Here is a 20,899-nt window from a genome sequence, read left to right as displayed (position 1 = left end):
GCGGTCACAAACGAATTGCCACAGGCCGTTACTACCTGAGATATCTGACACAGGAAAAAGTCGCTCAGGTTAAGGCAGAACAGCGACAACGGCTTTCGCTGAAGCCTTTAACCCCGCAACATTCAAAAGGGATTCCGCAGACGCAGGATCCCTATTTCGTTTGCCTGATTGCGGCTTGGAAGGGTGTCAATGTGTCATAGTCTGCGCCAAAGGGCCGTAATTGGCATGGCCGGAAGTCCTAAAATGGGGCGCAGTAGGACACCTATGGCCGTACCTGTCGACTAGGGCAGAAAGCACACTACACCCTGAATTTCTATTATTAGCTTTCCATTTCAAAAAGATAGTGGCGGAGAGACAGGGATTCGAACCCTGGGTGGGCTTGCACCCACAACGGTTTTCGAGACCGCCCCGTTCGACCACTCCGGCACCTCTCCGCGGGGGTCTGTGAGGGGGGGATTTAGTGAGGAACGCGCGGGGGTGCAAGCAGAAAATTCCCGAAATTCACTATGACGGGATTTTCCATTGCCAGACGGCACAAAACGCCTAGGCTTTGAAGTATGACTTATTCTCTTCGCCGCTCCGCTCAGACCCTATTCTTGTTGCTTCTGGCACTGGCCATGGCGCCTGTGTCGTCCTTTGCCGCCGGGCGAGACAGGATCGAAGCGTTTCTGACTACAACTGGTTTTGACGTGGCGCTGGAAAGTATCGCGCTCTCTTCTGCGTCGGCGCCGCAGATGCTGGGCATAGACCCGGATGGTTTCGGCTCCGATTGGGCCCGACTGACCGAAGAAGTATTCGACACTGAAGACATGCATGAAACCGCCGTGTCGATTCTGGAGCAGACACTCAGAGACGAGGCGCTGCTTCATGCAGTGGAATTTTACGCCTCGGACCTGGGGCAGCGTCTGGTCGAAGCGGAAAACGCCTCGCATATGCTGGATGATGACGAGGCCAAGCAGCAGCAGGGTCAAGAGATCGTGGCCGAGTTGATCAAGGACGGTTCGCATCGTGTTGAAAGCCTCAAACGCATGAATAGGGCCATTGATTCAAGCGGGACAGCCTTGCGAGCCCTGCAAGAGATTCAACTGCGGTTTCTGTTGGCCGCCAGTGCTTCGGGGGTAATTGATCTTCAGTTGGATGCTGATCAACTGCGCCTCATGATGCGCCAGAACGAAACAAGCATGCGACAGGCGTTGCAGTTATCGGCCCTGGCCGGGGCTGCCTATACGTATCAGAATTTTTCCGATGCCGATGTGAACGCTTATGCCGATGCGCTAGAACAGCCGCTTATGCAAGAGGTCTATGAACTGCTGAATGCCGTTCAATATGAAATCATGGCCATGAAATTCGAAATTCTTGCCACTCGGATGGCGGACTTGCACCCGGCACAGGATATCTGATGCGTTTTATCGCGACGTTCCTGGCGTTGTTCGTTTGGACCACGCCTTTGCAGGCCGAGGAAAAGGTCGAACAACTTATGCAGGCCCTGCAAGTGGACGCGGTCATCGACATCCTGCGGGACGAAGGCAATACACTTGGGCAAGACCTTCAGCAAACCTTTCTGAACAACAATGGCGGCCCGGTCTTTCTGGATCAGGTAGACCGGATTTACGACGCGGACAGAATGCGTGATCAGGTCGAAAGTGTATTCGCGGAAACCCTGACCGAAAGCCAGATGGACCGCGCCATCCTGTTTTTCGAAAGCGATTTAGGGCAGGTTATCACCTCGCTGGAATTATCCGCCCGTGTCGCCTTGGCAGATGAAGCCATCGAAGAAATGGCACAGGACGTCTACAGAAACGGTGATCGCAGCACGGAACTATATCGTCTGGTCGACGAGTATATTCAGGTCAACAACCTGATTGACGAGAATGTGCATAACTCCATCAGTGCAGACTACAATTTTTTCCGTGGGATGAGCCTGGGGGTTGGTGGGGACGACGGGGAACTTCTGGCACAGCTGCTTGAGGAAAAAGACAGTATGACCGAAGACACACGAATGTGGCTGTATTCCTTTTTTCTGCTGGCATACAAGCCACTGACCGACAGTCAAATGCGCGAGAACATCGCCTTTTCACGCACTGAAACGGGCAAAGCGATCAATACGGCACTGTTTGAAAGCTTTAACCGGATGTTCGACACGATCTATTATCAGCTGGGTCAGGCGGTCGCTCAGGTGCTGAAAGGATCGGACCTTTAGCGTCGCATTTGATGTTGACTTTCCCCCGCAATCTTTGGATAAGCGCGCATCCCGGCCGGTTCTTCCGCGCCGGGTCTCGTTATTATTGACCCAAAGGGCTTTTCCCACGGGTCGTCACACAGCCCGGAAAAAGGGCGCGCTGTTCGAGGTGGCGAAAGCCAAAACACCCAAACGGGGACCACAGAACGCGGTTTGGAAAAGGAAAGACGCATGTTTGCGGTCCTCAAGACTGGCGGCAAGCAGTACAAGGTTCAGGCGGGCGATGTGCTCCGTGTTGAAAAGCTGGCTGCCGACGCAGGTGAAAAAGTTCAATTCAACGATGTTCTGATGCTGGGCGGTGACGCACCGGTTGTTGGCGCACCTTTCGTTGAAGGCGCAGGCGTTCAGGCCGAAGTGATCGAACAGATCAAAGGTGACAAGGTCATCAACTTCGTCAAGCGTCGTCGTAAGCACAGCTCGAAGCGTACCGTTGGCCACCGTCAGAAACTGACTCTGGTCAAAATCACTGACATCCTGGCATCGGGCGCTGACAAATCGGGCATCAAAGCTGCAACTGGTTCGGCACCTGCTGGCGAAGCTGCTCCGGCGGCGAAAAAGCCTGCCAAGAAAGCTGAAGCCAAAGCAGAGGCACCTGCCGCTGCTGCTGCTGCCGCTGATGATCTGACAGCCCTGAACGGTGTCGGTCCCGCCGCCGCCAAAAAGCTGGCCGACGCCGGTATCGAGAGCTTTGCCGCTCTGGCCGCCTTGTCGGACGAGCAGATTGCTGCTATCGACACCATCAAAGTGAAACCCGAATGGGTTGAGCAGGCCAAAGAACTGGCCAAAGGCTAAGGAGAGAGAGAATGGCACATAAAAAAGCTGGCGGTTCCTCCCGTAACGGTCGCGACTCAGCTGGTCGCCGCCTTGGCGTGAAACTGTATGGTGGCCAGGCCGCCATCGCAGGTAACATCATCGTGCGTCAGCGCGGCACCAAGTTCTGGCCGGGCGAAGGCGTAGGCATGGGCAAAGATCATACAATCTTTGCAACTGTCGACGGCGCTGTGAAGTTCCACAAAGGCCTCAAAAACCGCACCTTTATTTCGGTCCTGCCAGTGGCGGAGGCCGCAGAGTAAGCCGAAACCCATAAGGTTTGAAAATTCTTGGGGGACCGGCAGAAAATGCCGGTCCCCTTTCTCGTTTTAACGTAGTTTTGATTGAACGCACCTATGCCCGTCGCAACCACAAGTTTCCTGATTTTCGCCGCCAGTCAGGTCGGCACCCCAGGACCCGCCAATATGGTCCTGTTGGGAACTGGTGCGCGCTATGGTTTTCGGGCGGCACTTCCGTTTGTCGGGGGCGTCATTGTAGGGAAGCAATTGATCATCTGGCCTGTGGGCTTTGGCCTGCTGCAACTGGCCGATCAGGCTCCGGGCGTATTTACAGCGCTGAAATACGCGTCAGCAGCCTATATCATGTGGCTGGCCTGGAAGATCGCCAACACACGCCTGTCGCGTCAGCAGGCTGATGGCAAAGCACCCGGGTTCTTGGCTGGTTTGATCGTTCATCCCTTAAATCCAAAGGCTTGGGCGATGATCATTGCAGGGTTTACCGGGTTTGTGGCGGCAGGGACGCCCAGTATTGAGGCCACAGTAACGATTGCTCTCTGTTTGTTGTTTTGTCAGGTCATTCTTCATCCAATTTGGACATTTGCGGGCGATAGAATTGCTTACGCGGTTGAAGGACGGCCAATTGAAAAATATCTGATGTGGACGTTAGCCAGTCTCACCGTTGCGTCCGTATTATTCGTGTTGTTCGGAGGAGGAACGCACTCATGAAGCTTGAGGCAATAATAAACCAGCCGGTCATTGAAACCGAGCGGTTCGATCTGCGACCATTGCGCCGGTCGGATTTGGGTCTCATTGAACATTATGCAGGTGATGAGCGCGTGGCGCGCATGACCACAGCAATTCCACATCCGCTGCCACCGGGTTCGACCGAAGCTTTTGTGACGCGCGCGATGTCCGAAGAACGCGATGAAGACGTCTGGGCAATGGATGCCACCAAAGATGGCGGCCCCGAGCTGATCGGCCTGATCTCGCTGACGCGCCTGGATCGCAACCAGTCCGAGGTGGGCTATTGGGTCGCGCCGGTCTATTGGAACACGGGCGTTGCCTCGATGGCGGTCGAAGCGCTGGTCAATGCCAACCCGTTGGAAAACGCCACTATGTTTGCCAGCGTTTTTCAGGACAATCCGGCCTCGGCGCGGGTGTTGACCCATTGCGGGTTTGAATATCTGGGTGATGCCGAAACCTATTCGGTGGCGCGTGATGCGAATGTGCCCACCTGGACGTATACTAAGAAACTCTGACTTGTGGCCGATGGGGCCTTTGCAGTAGGGGACACACATGAAATTTCTCGATCTTGCAAAGGTCTACATCCGGTCCGGTGCCGGAGGTGGCGGCTGCGTCAGCTTTCGGCGCGAAAAGTACATCGAATACGGCGGTCCCGATGGCGGTGATGGCGGTAAAGGCGGATCTGTCTGGGCCGAGGTCGTTGACGGGTTGAACACCCTCATCGACTTCCGCTATCAGCAGCATTTCTTTGCCAAGAACGGTCAACCCGGTCGGGGTCAGCAGCGCACCGGCAAGGACGGCGACGACATTGTCTTGCGGGTGCCGGTTGGTACCGAGATTCTGGACGAAGACGAAGAAACCGTCATCTGCGATCTGACTGAGGTCGGTCAGCGGGTTTTGCTGGCCAAAGGCGGCAATGGCGGCTTCGGCAACCTGCACTTCAAATCTGCCACCAACCAAGCCCCGCGCCGGGCCAATCCGGGGCAGGCGGGGATCGACCGCACCATCTGGCTGCGGCTGAAACTGATCGCCGATGTGGGCTTGCTGGGCATGCCCAATGCTGGAAAGTCGACCTTTCTGGCCGCAACATCCAACGCCCGTCCGAAAATTGCGGATTATCCCTTTACCACGCTGCACCCGAACCTGGGTGTGGTCGGCGTTGATAACGTCGAGTTTGTCGTGGCTGACATTCCCGGCCTGATCGAAGGCGCCCACGAAGGCCGTGGGATCGGAGATCGTTTTCTGGGTCACGTGGAACGCTGCGCAGTTCTGCTGCATCTGGTCGATGGAACGTCTGAGACCGTGGCTGATGACTATCGGACCATTATTCACGAGCTTGAGGCTTATGGCGGCGAACTGGCTGAGAAACCTCGTATTACGGTGCTGAACAAGGTCGACGCACTGGATGATGAAGAACGCGAAGCGGCTAAGGCCGAGCTGGAAGAGGCCGTCGGCGGCCCCGTCATGACCATGTCCGGTGTGGCGCATCTGGGCGTGACCGAGGTTCTGCGCGCATTGCGTACCCAGATTGACGAAAACCGCCTGCGGCAAAAGCCCGTTGAGGAGGCGAAGACGTGGCAACCCTGACCTCAGCCAAGCGTCTGGTGGTCAAGATCGGGTCCGCCTTGCTGGTGGATCGGGACACGGGCCTTTTGCGCTCGGACTGGCTGCACTCCTTGGCGCAGGACGTAGCTTGGCTAAAGGGGCAGGGAACGGACGTCATTTTGGTGTCATCCGGGTCTATCGCGTTGGGTCGCGGGGTCTTGGGCTTGCCGATGGAGGCTTTGCCGCTGGAGAAATCTCAGGCTGCCGCTGCTGTAGGTCAGATCCGGCTGGCTCGCGCGTACGAGGAGGCGTTAACGCCGCACAAGATCACTACCGCGCAGGTCTTGGTGACGTTGGAGGACAGCGCCGACCGCCGGCGTTATCTGAACTCACGCGCGACGCTTGAAACTTTGCTGGGTTTGGGTGTCGTGCCTATCGTCAACGAAAACGATACGGTCGCGACGGATGAAATCCGCTATGGCGACAATGACCGCCTTGCCGCACAGATCGCTGTCACAGTGGGCGCGGATCAGTTGATCCTGCTATCCGACGTAGACGGTTTCTATACCGGCAACCCGAATGAGGACGCCTCGGCCACGCGTTACGACGTGATCGAAGAAATTACGCCTAAGATCGAACAGATGGCGGGTGACGCAGGGTCAGGCCTGTCCAAAGGCGGAATGAAGACAAAGCTGCTGGCTGCAAAGATGGCGACAGCCGCCGGGTGTGATATGGCGATTACTGAAGGATCGCCGCTGAACCCTCTGAAATCACTTGAAAACGGTGCGAATTGCACTTGGTTCACCGCGACCCTGGACCCACATGCGGCCCGGAAACGGTGGATCTCGGCGATGAAACCGCGTGGTGAAATCGTGGTGGACGCCGGCGCAGCCCGGGCACTCGGCAACGGTAAAAGCCTGTTGCCTGCCGGGATCGTCGAAGTGACCGGAGACTTTGGCCGTGGCGATCCTGTGGCCATTCTGGACCCGGAAGCGCGACGCTTGGCACAGGGCCTCAGCCGCTATACCGCGCAAGAAGCAGACGCGATCAAGGGGCGAAAATCCTCGGAAATCGAGGCGACTCTGGGTTATCCGGGCAGGGCAGTGCTGATCCATCGAGACGATTTGGCGCGGTAGCCGAGCGATGTTAGAACACCAAAAGACCGACTGAAAGGCATCTGAGATGAAGGATTTCGACAGCATCCCCACACTGATGGCCGATCTTGGAAAACGCGCCAAGAAAGCCTCGGCCGAATTGGCTTTTGCCAGCGCCGAACGGAAACATGCAGCCCTGATCGCCGCCGCTGATGCGGTTTGGGCCAACCGTGCCAGAATCATCGAGGCCAACAAGAAAGACCTCGAATTCGGTCGTGAAAAAGGTCTGAACCCGGCAATGATGGATCGCCTGATGCTGGACGAGGCGCGCATTCAGGGCATGGTTGACGGGCTGCGCACGGTCGCGGATCAGGCTGATCCTGTGGGCGAGGTGCTGACTGAATGGGACATGCCCTCGGGACTGCATATCCAGCGTGTGCGCACGCCTTTGGGTGTGATCGGCGTGATCTATGAAAGCCGCCCCAATGTGACAGCAGATGCCGGCGCGCTGTGCCTGAAATCGGGCAACGCGGTGATCCTTCGTGGCGGGTCCGAGAGCTTTCATTCTTCGGGCGCCATCCACGCTTGTCTAGTCCAAGGGCTAAAGGCCGCAAACCTGCCCGAGGATTCCATCCAACTGGTGCCGACGCGAGACCGCGCTGCGGTTCAGGAATTGCTTACCCTGACGGATTATGTCGATGTTATCGTCCCGCGCGGGGGTAAAGGCCTGGTGGGGCTGGTGCAGCGAGAGGCGCGCGTACCTGTTTTCGCGCATCTTGAAGGCATCGTGCATATCTACATCGACAAAGCCGCCGATCCGCAGAAAACGCTGAACGTGGTGATGAACGCCAAAACCCGGCGGACCGGAATCTGCGGCGCAGCCGAATGCCTGTTGATCCATCAGGATGTGGTTGAAACACTGGGACGCGACGTTATCGCTGCGCTAATGGCCGCAGGTGTTGAGGTTCACGCCGAAGGCGCGCTGGCCCAGAATGGCACCGTGGCTGCGACGGTCGATGATTGGGGAAAGGAATTCCTCGACAGTATCATCGCGGCGAGACCGGTCGCTGATATTGACGAAGCCATCGCGCATATCCGCCTCAATGGCTCGGACCATACCGACTGCATCATGACCGAGGACGAGACCGCTGCTGCGCGGTTCTTCGAACGGCTCGACAGTGCAATCCTGATGCACAATGCCTCAACCCAATTCGCCGATGGGGGTGAGTTTGGTATGGGCGCTGAGATCGGCATTGCGACCGGTAAAATGCATGCGCGTGGCCCGGTGGGTGCGGCGCAGCTGACCAGCTTTCAGTATCTTGTGCGCGGGAATGGAACGACCCGGTCTTAAAACCGGATCACAACGCGGGTTGAGGTGGTTTCCGCCACAACCCGCCGCCCCACCGACGTGGCAGTCTTTGGCAAAAGAGCAAACTGCACCTGTGCGGGCGTGACTTTATTGGGGTATCGCCCTGTCGGCAGATTCTTCCAAAGGTCATTATCCACATTCAGCTTGTCGGCTGATCCTGTGACCGTCCAGCTTTCAACATTTTGATCGATGGTCACTTCGCCCCCAAAAGGCATGGCGTTTTCGCAGCACATCAACGCCAGAAATGCCAGTTTGACCTGATTACGCGGCACCGCCTCGGTCAGGTGCCAGTTGACGCGCACGCGGCCTGCGCGTTCGACATCCTTTAACAGTTCCGAGACCTCGGTTCGGCCCAAAGGCTGATCGCTGGCTGAACCAAACGCCACGCGGAAAAACCGAATCCGCGCCCCGGCACTGCCAACACTGCCCGAGATAAGTTCCATCTCAGGCCCCTGGACTGCGCCAACCATCTCAAGCAGCTCCAGACCGTTGGTGATCGCCCCGATGGGGCTGATCAAATCGTGACAGATCCGGGACCCGATCAACTCGGCCAGGTTGACTGTGGTGTCGCTCATGCGTACCTCCTGCTGCATCTGCCGCCGGACCGGAGCCCTCGCATGACAGACCTTAATGCTATTCTTGCACCGGGCATGTACGTCCGCCACCCCGATTACCCCGATTGGGGCGTTGGACAGGTGCAGTCCAACATCGGGGGCAAGATCACCGTGAACTTTCGCGAGCAGGGGAAAGTGGTGATTGACGGAACGCGCATCGCCCTGATGCCGGTCTTTGATCTGTGAAACTGGTTTAGGAAAGGTTAACGGCCCCGCAAATCCGCTCTTGTTGCCATCCCTACGGAAACTGCGGTATCAGCGCGCAAACAAGAACGGAACCATCAATGCCGGACGCAGGCCCTTCCTTTACCGTCAAACTTGCACAGACCGAGGACGAACTGCGCGCTGCCCAACGGCTGCGCTATGACGTGTTTGTTCGCGAACTGGGCGGTGGCGGAGAGATGGTGGATCATGACGCCGGACTGGAGCGCGACAAGTTCGATCCGTATTTTGATCACATGCTGGCGATAGACGACCTGACAAGCGAAGTTGTTGGCGTTTACAGGCTATTACCGGGCGAACGTGCTGCAGAACTGGGGCAGTTTTATTCCGAAGATGAATACGATCTGACTGTTTTGAAGCAAAGCGGTCGCAAGCTGTTGGAGCTCGGCCGTTCATGCGTCCACCGTGACTATCGCGGGGGCACTGCGATGTATCATCTGTGGAACGGATTGGCGGCCTATGTAAATGAGCGTGAGATCGAAGTTCTGTTCGGTGTCGCCAGCTTTCACGGAACGGATGTTCAGGAATTGGCGCAGCCCTTGTCGATGCTGCATCACAACCATCTCGCGCCGCCTGATTTGAGGGTGAGGGCACAACCAGAAGTATTTAACTCCATGGATCTTGTTGCGCCCGCCGATCTGGATCGCCGAGCTGCGATGGTTCAGGTTCCGGCATTGATCAAGGCCTATCTTCGCCTAGGGGGTTTCGTGGGAGAAGGCGCGTTCATCGACCATTCATTCAACACCACTGATGTTTGCCTGATCCTCGATACGGCCCGCATGAACGAGCGGCAGAAACGCATCTATGGCGGGGCATAAATTGGTGAACGAACCGCTTTGGAACAGCGAGGATGAACCAGACCCCATCAAACTGGGGTTGGTGGGGTGGATGTTGGTTTTTCTCCGCGGATTACCACTGGCCGTATTGGTGTTTGGAGGTTTGCTAGTTCTATTGGTGGTGCGCTTGATCGAGCGTCCGTTGTACGGCGTGCGCCGCCCCGTAACGCCGTTTATTTCGCAATTTGTCTGCCGCAATGCGTTTCGGATCCTCGGGATACGGTTTCGAACCTCGGGCGAATTGATGCAACAGCGCGGCGCTGTGGTTGCAAATCACACGTCATGGCTGGACATTTTCGCCTTGAATGCGCGCAAGCGCGTCTATTTCGTGTCCAAGGCCGAGGTGGCCAAATGGCCCGGTATCGGCTGGCTTGCCCGTGCAACAGGAACCGTGTTCATCGAGCGGGACCGCAAGAAAGCAAGAGAACAGACAAGAATATTCGAAACTCGCTTGAAAGCTGGTCATAAGCTGCTGTTTTTCCCCGAAGGGACGTCGACCGACGGGCAGCGTGTTTTACCTTTTAAAACAACTCTTTTCGCCGCGTTCTTCGCAGATGAATTGCGAGATTTCATGTATGTGCAGCCAGTCTCGGTTGTGTATCACGCGCCCAAAGGGCAACCCGACCGGTTTTATGGCTGGTGGGGAGATATGGATTTCGCCCCACACCTTTTGAAAACGCTGGGTGCGCGCGGGCAGGGTGCGGTTGAATTGATTTATCATGCACCGGCCAAGGTTAGCGATTTCGAAAGCCGCAAGGCGCTGGCCGCATATTGTGAAGAGGCCGTGCGCCACGCGCACGCACTGGCAGGGCTTGAAAAATAAGGGCGAAAAGCCCTTGCGCTAGCCGAAAACCTGCCGTATACGCGCGCCATTCAAACCCGCAGGCGGGGTTTGGGCTTTTTGAGGGAGACATCCTCATTAAGACCGCCGGTTGGAGCATCTGCTTCTTTCACCCCCGCCCAGGCGTAAACCGGAAAAGGAAAATAGCATGGCTCTTCCCGAGTTCACCATGCGTCAGCTGCTGGAAGCTGGCGTTCACTTTGGTCACCAGACACAGCGTTGGAATCCCCGCATGGGCCCGTTCATCTACGGCTCGCGCAATGGTATCCACATCATGGACCTGACTCAGACCGTTCCGATGCTGGATCAGGCTCTGCAAGCCGTTCGTGACACCGTCGCAAAAGGTGGCCGCGTTCTGTTTGTCGGCACCAAGCGTCAGGCAGCTCAGCCCGTCGCTGAAGCAGCTGAAAAGTCGGCTCAGTACTACATGAACCACCGCTGGCTGGGTGGCACGCTGACCAACTGGAAAACCGTTTCTCAGTCGATCAACCGTCTGAACCAGATCGACGAAGCCATGGAATCGGGTGCCGAGGGCCTGACCAAGAAAGAGCGTCTGGGCATGGAACGTGACCAGGGCAAGCTGCAGGCTTCGCTGGGCGGCATCCGCGAAATGGGCGGCGTCCCTGATCTGCTGTTCGTCATCGACGTCAAAAAAGAAGCACTGGCCATCGCCGAAGCCAACAAACTGGGTATCCCGGTTGTGGCCGTTGTCGACACCAACTGCTCGCCTGACGGTGTTGATTACATCATTCCCGGCAACGACGACGCGGCGCGCGCGATTGCGCTGTACTGCGATCTGGCCGCACGGGCCGCTCTGGACGGTATGACCGCGCAGATGGGTGCAGCAGGCGTTGATCTGGGTGCGTTCGAAGAAGCTCCGGTTGAAGAAGCCGTTGCGGAAGAAGCACCCGCAGAAGAAGCCGCGCCGGAAGCCAAAGCCGAAGCGTAAGCTGCCCGTCACCTAAATGACATATGGGGCAGGGTAGACCTGCCCCAATTCCGTTTGAATTGAGGAGAGCCAAGAGATGGCAATCACAGCAGCAATGGTTAAAGAACTGCGCGACTCGACCGGCGCAGGCATGATGGACGCGAAAAAAGCGCTGACCGAAACCGAAGGTAACATGGACGAAGCCGTTGACTGGCTGCGCACCAAGGGCCTGGCCAAGGCGGCCAAGAAATCGGGCCGTACCGCTGCAGAAGGTCTGGTCGCTGTTCACGTCAACGGTGGCAACGGTGTTGCTGTCGAAGTGAACTCGGAAACCGACTTTGTCGCGAAAAACGCCGAGTTCCAGGAAATGGTTGGCAAGATCGCGTATGCCGCAGAAGGCGTCGACAATGTCGAGGCGCTGCTGGCTGCTGATCTGGGTGGCAAGAATGTTGCGGACACCCTGACCGACAAAATCGCCACCATTGGTGAGAACATGTCGGTCCGTCGTATGGCCAAGCTGTCGGGCGACACTGTTGTGTCCTATGTCCACAATGCGGCCACCAACGGCATGGGCAAAATCGGTGTTCTGGTTGCTCTGTCTGGCGGCGATGAAGCCATCGGCAAACAAGTTGCAATGCACATCGCAGCCGTGAACCCGGCGGCCCTGTCCGAGGCAGACATGGACCCGGCTGTTGTTGAAAAAGAAAAGCAGGTTCAGATGGACATTGCCCGCGAATCCGGCAAGCCGGAGCAGGTGATCGAAAAGATGATCGTTGGTCGCATGAAGAAATTCGTCGCGGAATCCACATTGCTGAACCAGTCTTTCGTTGTGAACCCTGACCTGACCGTTGAAGCAGCGGCGAAAGAGGCAGGCGCAACCATCACCGGCTTTGTCCGTCTGGAAGTTGGCGAAGGCATCGTTGTCGAAAAAGAAGACTTCGCAGCAGAAGTTGCCAAAGCCGCACAAGGCTAAAAAAGCACTCCCGAACTTTGCAGAGTTCGGGGAGCCAAAGAAACCGGTCGCGCTAGTCGTGGCCGGTTTGTTTAGGCCACTCAAGCCATTAGCCAATAAAAAAGGACGCACTCGCGTCCTGAACCTTTCTGAAAAGGTATGAGGGGCCCCGCATGATGGGGATGGTCGAGGCCCCTCAAAATTCCGACAAACTGACGCGGACAAATAGGCGCCTTTATGTCAGAGCGATTGGAGAGCCTTGGTATTACAAAGATCCAACCAAATGTTCCCTGGCTAAAGCCACCACTCACGGAACACTCTCACTTTGCAACCAGCCCCCCAGATTGGAAAGTCATGATTTCCTTACCTAGGGTAAATTGACGCTCCTAAGCGTCAATTCTCGGACCTTAGACCTCCATAACGAACATCTGATTCTGTAGTGACGCCTTCAGAACGGCCTGAGCGGTGGTTTCCACCGACAACGCCTCGCGCGCCAATCGCAAATGTTTTTCGACCGTAGCCGATGTCAGCCCCATCAATAGGGCAATGTCCTGGGTGGTCTTGCCGTCACCGACCCATTGCAACGCTTCACGCTGGCGCTTGGTCAGCGCTCGGTTCGGCGCGTTATAGGGCAGGGTGAGGATTTTAAGATGCGCAACATTGTTCATCAGCAGGATATCGTCACCATGCTCATCCCACATCGCATCCACTTCGTCCTGGCTGGTCGCATTTCCGGCGGAAAGGGAAATCGCCCCCTTGGAACGCATCGAAACCGAGGTGAAACTGACCGTATATCCGAACGCAACGCCGTGCTTTCGATTGAATTCCAGAACGTCCAGTTCTTGCTGCGTTAATCCGCGGTTGGACACCAAATCCTGGGCGATATTCCAACTGGCGGCACCTTCGTTGCTTAGCGCCCATTTCAACATCGGAGCATGAAAATACAGGCCACCACGAAGGAATCCATCCAGATAGGACTTTCCATGATTGGTCAGAATCACGAAATCCTCTGGATCACCCAGCGATGTCTCGGTGCGGTATTGGGTGTAGCCATAGATCAGCCGATCAAACCCGTATTCGGCCATCTGACGGCAATGGGCGTCCCAAAGCTCTTCCAAAGTTTTGGTATAGCTGAGAAAGTGCAGGTATTCGCTCAGCTTCATGCAGTCGACCCGCCTTTCAGATGCGCCGCCAATCCGTCCAGAGCCATCACATAGCCTTGCGGGCCAAAGCCACAAATCTGGCCGATCGCCACCTTCGAGATATAGGACACGTGCCGGAATTCTTCGCGGGCATGGATGTTGGACAGGTGGACCTCGATCATTGGAAGTTCAACGGACGCAATCGCATCCATCAGGGCGATTGAGGTATGCGTATAAGCACCTGCATTCAGAACAATGCCGTCCTGATCCCCCTTGGCCGCGTGGATGGCATCAATCAGGGCACCTTCGTGGTTTGACTGAAAGCACGACACGTCCAGACCGATGGAAGATCCGTGGCTTACGCACAGATTCTCAACCATCTCCAGCGTGGTGCTTCCATAAACCTCGGGTTGTCGGGTGCCCAAAAGGTTCAGGTTCGGGCCATTCAAAATCAGAGCTTTGTGCATTATTTCACTGTTCCCATACCAGTTTCTTAAACGCGAACAGGTGGGAATGTCCACCGGCCAACGCGCGTATAGGGCGAGCGATTAAAGAAACCGTCAATCATGTTCAGCCCTTGCAGGCATTGTCACCACGATTTTACCAAGGGCAGAACGGTTGGCCAGATGAGTCAGAGCTTTGGAGGCAAGGTCGAACGGATACTTGGCGCTGATCCGCGGTTTTATACGAGCATCGACGTATAACTTGAACAAATCACTCACATTTTTTGAATGGCCTACAGGATCGCGCAGCACCGATGCGCCCCAAAAAACCCCTACAATTTGGCAGCTTTTCAGCAATGGCAGGTTCAGAGGTATTTTGGGAATGCCCGCCGGGAAACCGATCACAAGATATCGCCCGGCCCAGGCCATACTGCGCAGCGCAGGTTCCGCATAATCTCCACCCACAGCATCATAAACGACATTTACACCTAACGGCCCTGCCAAATCTTTGATTCCCGATGAGAATTCTTTTTGTGCCTCTTTGTTCATCTCAAGGGAATAGATAAGCGTTTCATCCGCCCCCAAATCTCGGCAAAAATCCGCTTTGTCGGACGAGGAGACTGCGGCGATCACACGTGCGCCCATGGCCTTGCCCAACTCGATCGCAGCAGACCCGACCCCCCCGGCAGCGCCCAGCACCAACAGGGTTTCCCCGGGCTGCAGGGCAGCGCGGTCTTTCAACGCGTGATAAGACGTGCCGTAGGTAAAGACAAAGCAGGCCGCATCCTCGTATGGCATCGAGCCTGGGAATTTAATGGCGGTTGCAGCGGGGATTGTTAGATGTGTTGAAAACCCGCCATGCCCGGTCAGCGCCAGAACACGGTCTCCAACGTTGAACCCGGTCACACCTTCGCCAATGGCCAGAACGTCCCCGGCGATTTCACCGCCCGGCGCAAAGGGGCGGGGTGGCTTGATCTGATAGAGGTCCTGAATGATCAGTGTGTCGGGGAAATTAACGCCTGCGGCCCTAACCCCGATCAGCAATTCGCCTTTACCCGGTACCGGATCAGGCAGGCTGGTCAGCTCTAGTGTATCTGGCCCGCCCGGCGCGACGCTGAGTAAAGCTTGCATATTAATCCCGTTATCCCTGTTATTCGGATATGAGGAGCTTTGGCGCGGACCAATGAGTTGTCAAGAAATCAACCATTTCTCCAACGTGTCGACAACTACTGTACTGAGGAGCAGACCATGACCCCTGACACGCTATTCTCATTGCTAGGCAAAACCGCGCTTGTCACCGGCGGCGCAACAGGCATCGGGCGAATGGCGGCCGAGGCTTTGGTGCGGGCAGGGGCGCGTGTTCTGATCGCATCCCGCAAGGCAGACGCCTGCGAAGCCGTTGCGGCTGAGCTGAACGCTTTGGATGCGCCCGGTCATGCCGAAGGGTTCGGCGGTGATGTTGCAACCAAAGATGGAATCGCGGCGCTTGTATCCGAGGTTAACAAGCGAACAGATCGCCTTGATATCCTGATGAATAATGCAGGCGTAACCTGGGGTGCGCCGATGGGACAATTCCCACATGAGGCCTGGGATAAAGTTATGTCGGTCAATGTCGCGGGCTTGTTCGAGCTGACCCAAAAACTGTTGCCGATGCTGATGCAGTCTGGCTTAGTTGACGACCCGGCGCGAGTGGTCAATGTCGGTTCGGTCATGGGTGAGGTGCCGATGGGCGATGGGGCCTATAGCTACTCGGCTTCGAAAGCGGCAGTGCTGCACCTGACCAAGATCATGGCCAAGGAGTTTTCGCCCTACCACATCACGGTCAACGCGCTGGCACCGGGGCCGTTCGTCTCGAAGATGACTGCCTTTGCCACGGCCGATGAAGAGACACGCGAAAGGGTTGGTAACTCGGTTCCTTTGGGTCGGGTTGGGCGTGATGAGGATATTGCCGGCTGTATGCTGTTCCTATGCGGTCGTGGCGGCAGCTATGTCACCGGTGCAGTGATCCCGGTGTCCGGTGGGATCAACGTCGAGACGGCCGGGAACATATTTGCCGAAGCTTTGTGAGGATTCAGGCGTAGATGGACAGCACGAGTTTGGATCTGGCAGCTGTGGATGCGTACCTCAAGTCGCATCTTCCGGGCTATTGTGGGCCGTTGCAGGCGAGGAAGTTTGCGATAGGGCAATCCAACCCGACCTTTTTGCTGAAGACCCCCGATCAGTCTTATGTTCTGCGTCGCAAGCCTCCGGGTGCGTTATTGAAATCTGCCCATGCGGTGGATCGGGAATTCCGTGTTCAAAGCGCGTTGGCCAACAGTGCCGTACCGGTCCCGAAAATGTACCTGCTGTGCGAGGATGGCGATGTCATCGGGTCGGATTTTTATGTTATGGAGCATCTGGAAGGGCGCGTATTTCTAGAACCTACATTGAGCGGGGAAACCGATGCCACTCGCAGCGCCGTGCTGGATGAAACGAACCGTGTACTGGCCGACCTCCACGAGGTGGATATAGATGCCGCCGGACTATCTGACTATGGCCCGCCCGGAAACTACTTTGAACGCCAGATTGCGCGCTGGATCAAACAGTACCGCGCCTCTGAGACCGCAAATATCCCCGAGATGGATGCGCTGATGACCGCCCTTGAAGGTTCGATACCCGCAGATGACGGCCAAAGAACGCTGGTGCATGGTGATTACCGTATCGACAATCTGATGTTTGAGAAAGACGGCACACAGTGCATCGGGGTTCTGGATTGGGAATTGTCGACGATCGGGCATCCGTATGCAGATTTGGCGGCAGTGATCATGCAGTGGCAGATGCCGCCGGGTGCCGAGGGCAGGGGGCTGGCCGGAATTGATCGGGCAAGTCTAGGCCTGCCCTTAGATCAGGCATTTATCGATCAGTATTGCCAGCGTCGTGGCCTTTCCGGGATCGACAATTTCGGGTTTTATCTGGCCTTCAACTTCTTTCGTATGGCCGCGATTTTGCAGGGGGTCTTCAAACGCGCGCAGGACGGAAATGCTTCCGACCCGGAACGGGCGATGATACTTGGTTCGTATGTTCCAATATTCGCACGCCACGGGCTGGACGCCATAGAAGGCTAAGGGGTTTTTGACAGCTCCAACCCTAGATTTCCAAGACTATTCTTGCCAAAGAACATTTCGGACCCCGCAAACATGCTGGGAACGCCGAATACACCGCGTTTTACGGCGGCCTTGGTCTGGTCTTTCAATTGTTGCTTGATGTCGACGCTGGTCATCGCCTCGCGTATTTTACGCGCTGGCAGATCGTTCTCTTGCATGATTTCCGACAGAACACCCAGTTCATCGACCTTCTGACCATGCACCCAAATCGCATCGAAAACAGCGTTCATATATTTGCCTTCCCAAGGTTTTCCGGACGCAAACACAGCCCCACGCATGGCAAATTTGGTGTTAATCGGAAAATGAGGACTCATGTGAAAGCTCAGGCCCCGCGTGCGCGCAAATCGATGCAGATCATGAGTCAGATAGGCCGATTTCTGACGGTTTTCCGAAAAAGCCTGAAACGGGCTTTGGTTGTTGGTCACCTTGAAAACCGTCGACAGCAGGACCGGCACATTGTTCACCTGCACACCGTGTTCGCCTGCCAAGTCCGGCAAGGTCTTAAACGCCAAAAATGCATTGGGACTGCAAAAATCATAAACGAAATCTATATGTTGCGCCATGTTGCTCCTCCGAGAATTTGAACACTGGAAATGAACCAACTCGTGACAAGCGAATCCGCTACGACCCTAGTGTAACAGGCTTGCAGTCCGTGTGGTCGATTTCCCTGTCAATTCAGCACGTAAGCCCGCAAGATCGCGCCCATGTACCAAAGGGTTAATCATCAATGACAAACTTCGACGCGAACCGCCTGAGCCGCATTGCCGACTGGATGCAGCGTTATGTCGATAAGCGAAAATACGCGGGCAACTCCCTGTTGGTGAAACACAAGGGTTCCGAGGTGTTTTTCAACGCCTGCGGCAAAAGAAGCGTTGAAGATGATCTGGATTTTCAGCGCGATACAGTTGTGCGCATTTATTCAATGACCAAACCGATCACCACTGTCGCTCTGATGATGCTGGCCGAGCGGGGTTTGTTTCACCTCGATGCGCAACTATCAGAATTTCTGCCAGAATTTTCCAAAATGCAGGCACTGATTCCGGGGGCCGCGCGGTTAGATCAAACCGAAGACGCACCTACGCCGACGCTGCATCAACTCCTGACGCATACAAGTGGGTTCAGCTATCCCTTCAACCCCGGAGTGCTGCCGCTAGCGATGGATGAACAGGACCTTATGTTCAAACCAGATCAAGGTCTTCTAGCCGATCGCGTCCGCGACCTCGCTGCTCTGCCTTTGGCATTTCAACCGGGCACTCGCTGGGAATATTCCGTGGGCATCGACGTAATTGGTCGCGTGATCGAGGTTGTTTCGGGCCAAACCCTGGATCAGTTTTTCGCGACGGAAATTCTTGAACCGCTTGAAATGAAGGACACCCGGTTTTCAGTACAGAAAGGAGCAGGGGATCGATTTGCGTCGCTGTACACTCCGTTGGCCGGGGACGCGATGGCATTGAATTCAGCAGAAACCGGCGCCGAGACCCTGAGGCTGGTTGATCAGGCCAAAGGTTCTCCGTTCGAGAACGCCACGACCTTTTCGGGTGGTGGTGGCTTGGTTGGCACGATTGACGACTATTCACGGTTTGCGGAGATGTTGCGAAATCGCGGGCAGGGCGCGGGACACCGCATTTTAGGTCCCAAAACTGTGGACTACATGATGCGCAACCATTTGCCAGGCGACATCGCCGCGATGGGTCCGCAAAGTTTCGCAGAACAGCCCATGGAGGGTACCGGATTCGGCTTGGGCGGTGCTGTGGTGATAAACCCCGGTCGAACCCGAGTGCCAGGCTCATTGGGGGATTTTGGCTGGGGCGGCATGGCGTCGACATACTTTTGGATCGACCGGGTCAACGACCTGACCACAGTCTTCTTCACCCAGTTGTCACCCTCCAGTTCATACCCATCGCGGGCAGAGCTAAAGGCGCTTGTCCTCTCGGCATTGATTGAATGACGTTCTGACCGCTGATACCCAAGACTTAAAACACCCGGAGACCGCAACATGACCGAAGCAGAACGTATCCTTCTGGACCTTTTGGACATCGAAAGGCTTGAGGTTGATCTGTTCCGTGGCACAGGATCCGGAGGTGAAACACCAACACGCATATTCGGAGGTCAGGTGATCGCTCAGGCCCTAGCAGCGGCTTATCGAACTGTCGAAGATCGCCTGTGCCACTCACTGCACGCTTATTTCATTCGCGCTGGTGATCCGTCTATTCCTGTTATTTATCAAGTTGATAGAGCGCGTGATGGAGGTTCCATGACCACACGTCGCGTCGTTGCGATCCAACACGGCAAACAAATCCTCAACATGTCAGCCTCGTTTCATGTTCAGGACGAAGGATGGGATCACCAGCACGCCATGCCGCAGACCAAAGCACCCGAAGCTTATCCGGCCCGCGAGGAATTGCGCCAAAGATACGTGGACCAGGTTCCCGAAAAATTACGCGACGAACTGCTGCGAGAACGTCCAATCGAGGTGCGCGAAGTGGATCACCAAAATCCATTTTCCCCCGAAAAATCAGACGACCGAAACCAGATCTGGTTTCGCATGAAAGCTGCCGCCGGAACTGATCCGGTGACGCAACATCTGATTCTGGCTTATGCGTCTGACATGTACCTGATGACGTCCGGCCTGCGCCCGCATGGGCTTAGTTGGTTTGCCGGAGACGTCAACGGAGCAAGCCTGGATCACGCTTTGTGGTTCCACGCGCCGATACATTTCGAAAACTGGCATCTATACGCAATGGATTCTCCCTGGAGCGGGCAGGGACGTAATTTCAATCGTGGGTCCATTTATGCGCAAGACGGCACGCTGGTCGCTTCGGTGGCGCAGGAAGGTTTGATGCGCAAGGTGCGGCACAAACCTTAGGTGTCTTCGATAAACCGCTGATTTAGCTTTTGCATTCCGGACAGCCAGCGATCGTAGTCACCAGCTTTAAGTTGCATGTAATCCCGAACTTCGGGATGCGGCAGGACCAGAAATTGCTCGGACTGAATAGCTGAAAGACAGGCATCAGCCACTTCTTCAGGCTCTAACATGCCGTCTATTGCAGCGACCGAAGTTTCATGCCCGCGCGTCATTTCGGAGCGAACCGCCTGTGGGCATAGAACAGACACACGCAAACCTTTCTGGCCGTATGTAATTGACAGCCACTCGGCAAATCCGACTGCCGCATGCTTTGTGACGGCATACGGTGCGGCGCCGGGTTGATTTAGCAAGCCAGCCGCAGACGCCGTGATCATGATATAACCACCGCCACGCGCAACCATACGCGGCACCATATGGCGCGCGGTCCAGACGTGGGACATGACATTGATCTTCCAGATGCGATCCCAATCCTGGTCATGAACATCCAGACCGCCAAGTGTCAGAATACCGGCATTGGCACAGAAAAGATCAATGGGTCCAATTTCGTTTTCAACAGTGTTGATCAGAGTTTTGATATCGTCTTCGCTCGACACATCGCATGCCAGTCCGTGACCTCCGATTTGTGAGGCCACGGATTTTGCGCCGCGCTGGTCGATATCTGAACAGACAACAGTGGCACCGTCTTTGGCGAACCGCTCAGCCAGACCTTTGCCAATACCCTGAGCGGCACCGGTGACAACCACAGTTTTTCCGCGCAGTTCCATTCAGCTTATTCAAACGACGGTTCAGTGAACCGTCGTAATCCATTGTTAAAATGGTGTAATTTGCATATCAGGCATATCATCTTTTTACCATAATACCAATTACACGCT

The 20,899-nt window shown here is 55.8% G+C and carries 24 protein-coding genes and 1 tRNA gene; 18 read left to right on the top strand and 7 right to left on the bottom strand.

The features are described 5' to 3' along the window. Positions 1–344 precede the first annotated feature (344 nt). Positions 345–434, bottom strand: a tRNA-Ser gene (locus tag ACR0AJ_RS00535). 123 nt (positions 435–557) lie between these two features. Between ACR0AJ_RS00535 and ACR0AJ_RS00530 the strand changes: the two genes are divergently transcribed. The 9 genes from ACR0AJ_RS00530 to ACR0AJ_RS00490 all read left to right on the top strand — a co-directional run bounded on the left by ACR0AJ_RS00530 (position 558) and on the right by ACR0AJ_RS00490 (position 8,022). After that, on the top strand, positions 558–1,400 hold the full coding sequence (locus tag ACR0AJ_RS00530; protein WP_170348691.1) for a DUF2059 domain-containing protein: 843 nt from the start codon (positions 558–560) through the stop codon (positions 1,398–1,400). Then, positions 1,400–2,200, top strand: a complete 801-nt coding sequence (locus tag ACR0AJ_RS00525; RefSeq protein ID WP_480739804.1) for a DUF2059 domain-containing protein — start codon at positions 1,400–1,402, stop codon at positions 2,198–2,200. The genes ACR0AJ_RS00530 and ACR0AJ_RS00525 overlap by 1 nt, the downstream gene beginning before the upstream one ends. 210 nt (positions 2,201–2,410) lie before the next feature. After that, positions 2,411–3,031 (top strand): 50S ribosomal protein L21, encoded by a 621-nt coding sequence (locus ACR0AJ_RS00520; RefSeq protein ID WP_170375320.1) that lies wholly within the window; start codon positions 2,411–2,413, stop codon positions 3,029–3,031. 11 nt (positions 3,032–3,042) lie between these two features. Further along, the gene (rpmA, locus tag ACR0AJ_RS00515; protein WP_010440093.1) at positions 3,043–3,312 is read left to right on the top strand and encodes a 50S ribosomal protein L27; all 270 of its coding nucleotides are present in this window, start codon (positions 3,043–3,045) and stop codon (positions 3,310–3,312) included. Between the two features lie 93 nt (positions 3,313–3,405). Next, positions 3,406–4,014 (top strand): LysE family translocator, encoded by a 609-nt coding sequence (locus ACR0AJ_RS00510; protein ID WP_480636634.1) that lies wholly within the window; start codon positions 3,406–3,408, stop codon positions 4,012–4,014. Next, on the top strand, positions 4,011–4,547 hold the full coding sequence (locus ACR0AJ_RS00505; RefSeq protein WP_170358452.1) for a GNAT family N-acetyltransferase: 537 nt from the start codon (positions 4,011–4,013) through the stop codon (positions 4,545–4,547). The genes ACR0AJ_RS00510 and ACR0AJ_RS00505 overlap by 4 nt, the downstream gene beginning before the upstream one ends. Before the next feature lie 37 nt (positions 4,548–4,584). Continuing rightward, positions 4,585–5,619 carry a GTPase ObgE gene (gene obgE, locus ACR0AJ_RS00500; protein WP_170348696.1) on the top strand — a complete coding sequence of 345 codons (1,035 nt, stop codon included), beginning with the start codon at positions 4,585–4,587 and terminating at the stop codon, positions 5,617–5,619. Further along, complete coding sequence (gene proB / locus ACR0AJ_RS00495; RefSeq protein WP_170358454.1) at positions 5,607–6,713, top strand: glutamate 5-kinase; 1,107 nt, start codon at positions 5,607–5,609, stop codon at positions 6,711–6,713. The genes obgE and proB overlap by 13 nt, the downstream gene beginning before the upstream one ends. Positions 6,714–6,759: 46 nt before the next feature. Then, positions 6,760–8,022 (top strand): glutamate-5-semialdehyde dehydrogenase, encoded by a 1,263-nt coding sequence (locus tag ACR0AJ_RS00490; RefSeq protein ID WP_480739801.1) that lies wholly within the window; start codon positions 6,760–6,762, stop codon positions 8,020–8,022. On the opposite strand, the gene ACR0AJ_RS00485 is transcribed toward ACR0AJ_RS00490, so the two are convergent. Further along, entirely contained in the window at positions 8,019–8,615 is a 597-nt protein-coding gene (locus tag ACR0AJ_RS00485; RefSeq protein ID WP_480739799.1) for a histidine phosphotransferase family protein, read from the bottom strand. The two genes, ACR0AJ_RS00490 and ACR0AJ_RS00485, sit on opposite strands and share 4 nt — an antisense overlap. Positions 8,616–8,657: 42 nt before the next feature. On the opposite strand from ACR0AJ_RS00485, the gene ACR0AJ_RS00480 reads away from it, so the two are divergent. From ACR0AJ_RS00480 to tsf, 5 genes are all read left to right on the top strand, one after another. After that, entirely contained in the window at positions 8,658–8,840 is a 183-nt protein-coding gene (locus ACR0AJ_RS00480) for a DUF3553 domain-containing protein (RefSeq protein ID WP_170348700.1), read from the top strand. 98 nt (positions 8,841–8,938) lie between these two features. Continuing rightward, complete coding sequence (gene olsB / locus ACR0AJ_RS00475) at positions 8,939–9,694, top strand: L-ornithine N(alpha)-acyltransferase (RefSeq protein WP_170348701.1); 756 nt, start codon at positions 8,939–8,941, stop codon at positions 9,692–9,694. Beyond that, a complete protein-coding gene (gene olsA / locus ACR0AJ_RS00470; RefSeq protein WP_170348702.1) occupies positions 9,681–10,535 on the top strand; it encodes a lyso-ornithine lipid O-acyltransferase in 855 nt (284 codons plus the stop codon). Before olsB ends, olsA begins: the two co-directional genes overlap by 14 nt. A gap of 166 nt (positions 10,536–10,701) precedes the next feature. Continuing rightward, positions 10,702–11,502: a 30S ribosomal protein S2 gene (gene rpsB, locus ACR0AJ_RS00465; RefSeq protein ID WP_170348703.1), complete on the top strand. Its 801-nt coding sequence runs from the start codon at positions 10,702–10,704 to the stop codon at positions 11,500–11,502. A 76-nt stretch (positions 11,503–11,578) separates the two neighbouring features. Further along, positions 11,579–12,454 (top strand): translation elongation factor Ts, encoded by an 876-nt coding sequence (gene tsf, locus ACR0AJ_RS00460; RefSeq protein WP_170348704.1) that lies wholly within the window; start codon positions 11,579–11,581, stop codon positions 12,452–12,454. A 386-nt stretch (positions 12,455–12,840) separates the two neighbouring features. Here the strand turns inward: tsf and ACR0AJ_RS00455 are convergent, their stop codons facing one another. The 3 genes from ACR0AJ_RS00455 to ACR0AJ_RS00445 form a co-directional block, all read right to left on the bottom strand. Further along, entirely contained in the window at positions 12,841–13,596 is a 756-nt protein-coding gene (locus ACR0AJ_RS00455) for a helix-turn-helix transcriptional regulator (RefSeq protein WP_170348705.1), read from the bottom strand. Beyond that, entirely contained in the window at positions 13,593–14,042 is a 450-nt protein-coding gene (gene aroQ / locus ACR0AJ_RS00450; RefSeq protein WP_170348706.1) for a type II 3-dehydroquinate dehydratase, read from the bottom strand. The genes ACR0AJ_RS00455 and aroQ overlap by 4 nt, the downstream gene beginning before the upstream one ends. Before the next feature lie 93 nt (positions 14,043–14,135). Continuing rightward, positions 14,136–15,149, bottom strand: a complete 1,014-nt coding sequence (locus ACR0AJ_RS00445) for an NADPH:quinone oxidoreductase family protein (RefSeq protein ID WP_170348707.1) — start codon at positions 15,147–15,149, stop codon at positions 14,136–14,138. Between the two features lie 117 nt (positions 15,150–15,266). On the opposite strand from ACR0AJ_RS00445, the gene ACR0AJ_RS00440 reads away from it, so the two are divergent. Together ACR0AJ_RS00440 and ACR0AJ_RS00435 are read left to right on the top strand one after the other, a co-directional pair. Beyond that, the gene (locus ACR0AJ_RS00440) at positions 15,267–16,085 is read left to right on the top strand and encodes an SDR family oxidoreductase (protein ID WP_170348708.1); all 819 of its coding nucleotides are present in this window, start codon (positions 15,267–15,269) and stop codon (positions 16,083–16,085) included. Positions 16,086–16,099: 14 nt separating this feature from the next. Further along, positions 16,100–17,122, top strand: coding sequence for a phosphotransferase family protein (locus tag ACR0AJ_RS00435; RefSeq protein WP_480739795.1), 1,023 nt, complete (start codon positions 16,100–16,102; stop codon positions 17,120–17,122). Here the strand turns inward: ACR0AJ_RS00435 and ACR0AJ_RS00430 are convergent. Further along, positions 17,119–17,724, bottom strand: a complete 606-nt coding sequence (locus ACR0AJ_RS00430) for a DsbA family protein (protein ID WP_480739793.1) — start codon at positions 17,722–17,724, stop codon at positions 17,119–17,121. The genes ACR0AJ_RS00435 and ACR0AJ_RS00430 overlap by 4 nt on opposite strands. Positions 17,725–17,888: 164 nt before the next feature. On the opposite strand from ACR0AJ_RS00430, the gene ACR0AJ_RS00425 reads away from it, so the two are divergent. Beyond that, entirely contained in the window at positions 17,889–19,109 is a 1,221-nt protein-coding gene (locus tag ACR0AJ_RS00425; protein WP_480739792.1) for a serine hydrolase domain-containing protein, read from the top strand. 48 nt (positions 19,110–19,157) lie between these two features. Next, the gene (locus ACR0AJ_RS00420) at positions 19,158–20,027 is read left to right on the top strand and encodes an acyl-CoA thioesterase (RefSeq protein WP_170394098.1); all 870 of its coding nucleotides are present in this window, start codon (positions 19,158–19,160) and stop codon (positions 20,025–20,027) included. Here the strand turns inward: ACR0AJ_RS00420 and ACR0AJ_RS00415 are convergent. Beyond that, on the bottom strand, positions 20,024–20,791 hold the full coding sequence (locus tag ACR0AJ_RS00415) for an SDR family oxidoreductase (RefSeq protein ID WP_480636648.1): 768 nt from the start codon (positions 20,789–20,791) through the stop codon (positions 20,024–20,026). The two genes, ACR0AJ_RS00420 and ACR0AJ_RS00415, sit on opposite strands and share 4 nt — an antisense overlap. Between the last annotated feature and the right edge of the window lie 108 nt (positions 20,792–20,899).

The sequence above is a fragment of the Ruegeria sp. CJ9 genome (assembly GCF_056536625.1).
The sequence above is the reverse complement of the archived record's forward strand: the minus strand, read 5'-3'. Positions and strand labels throughout refer to the sequence as shown.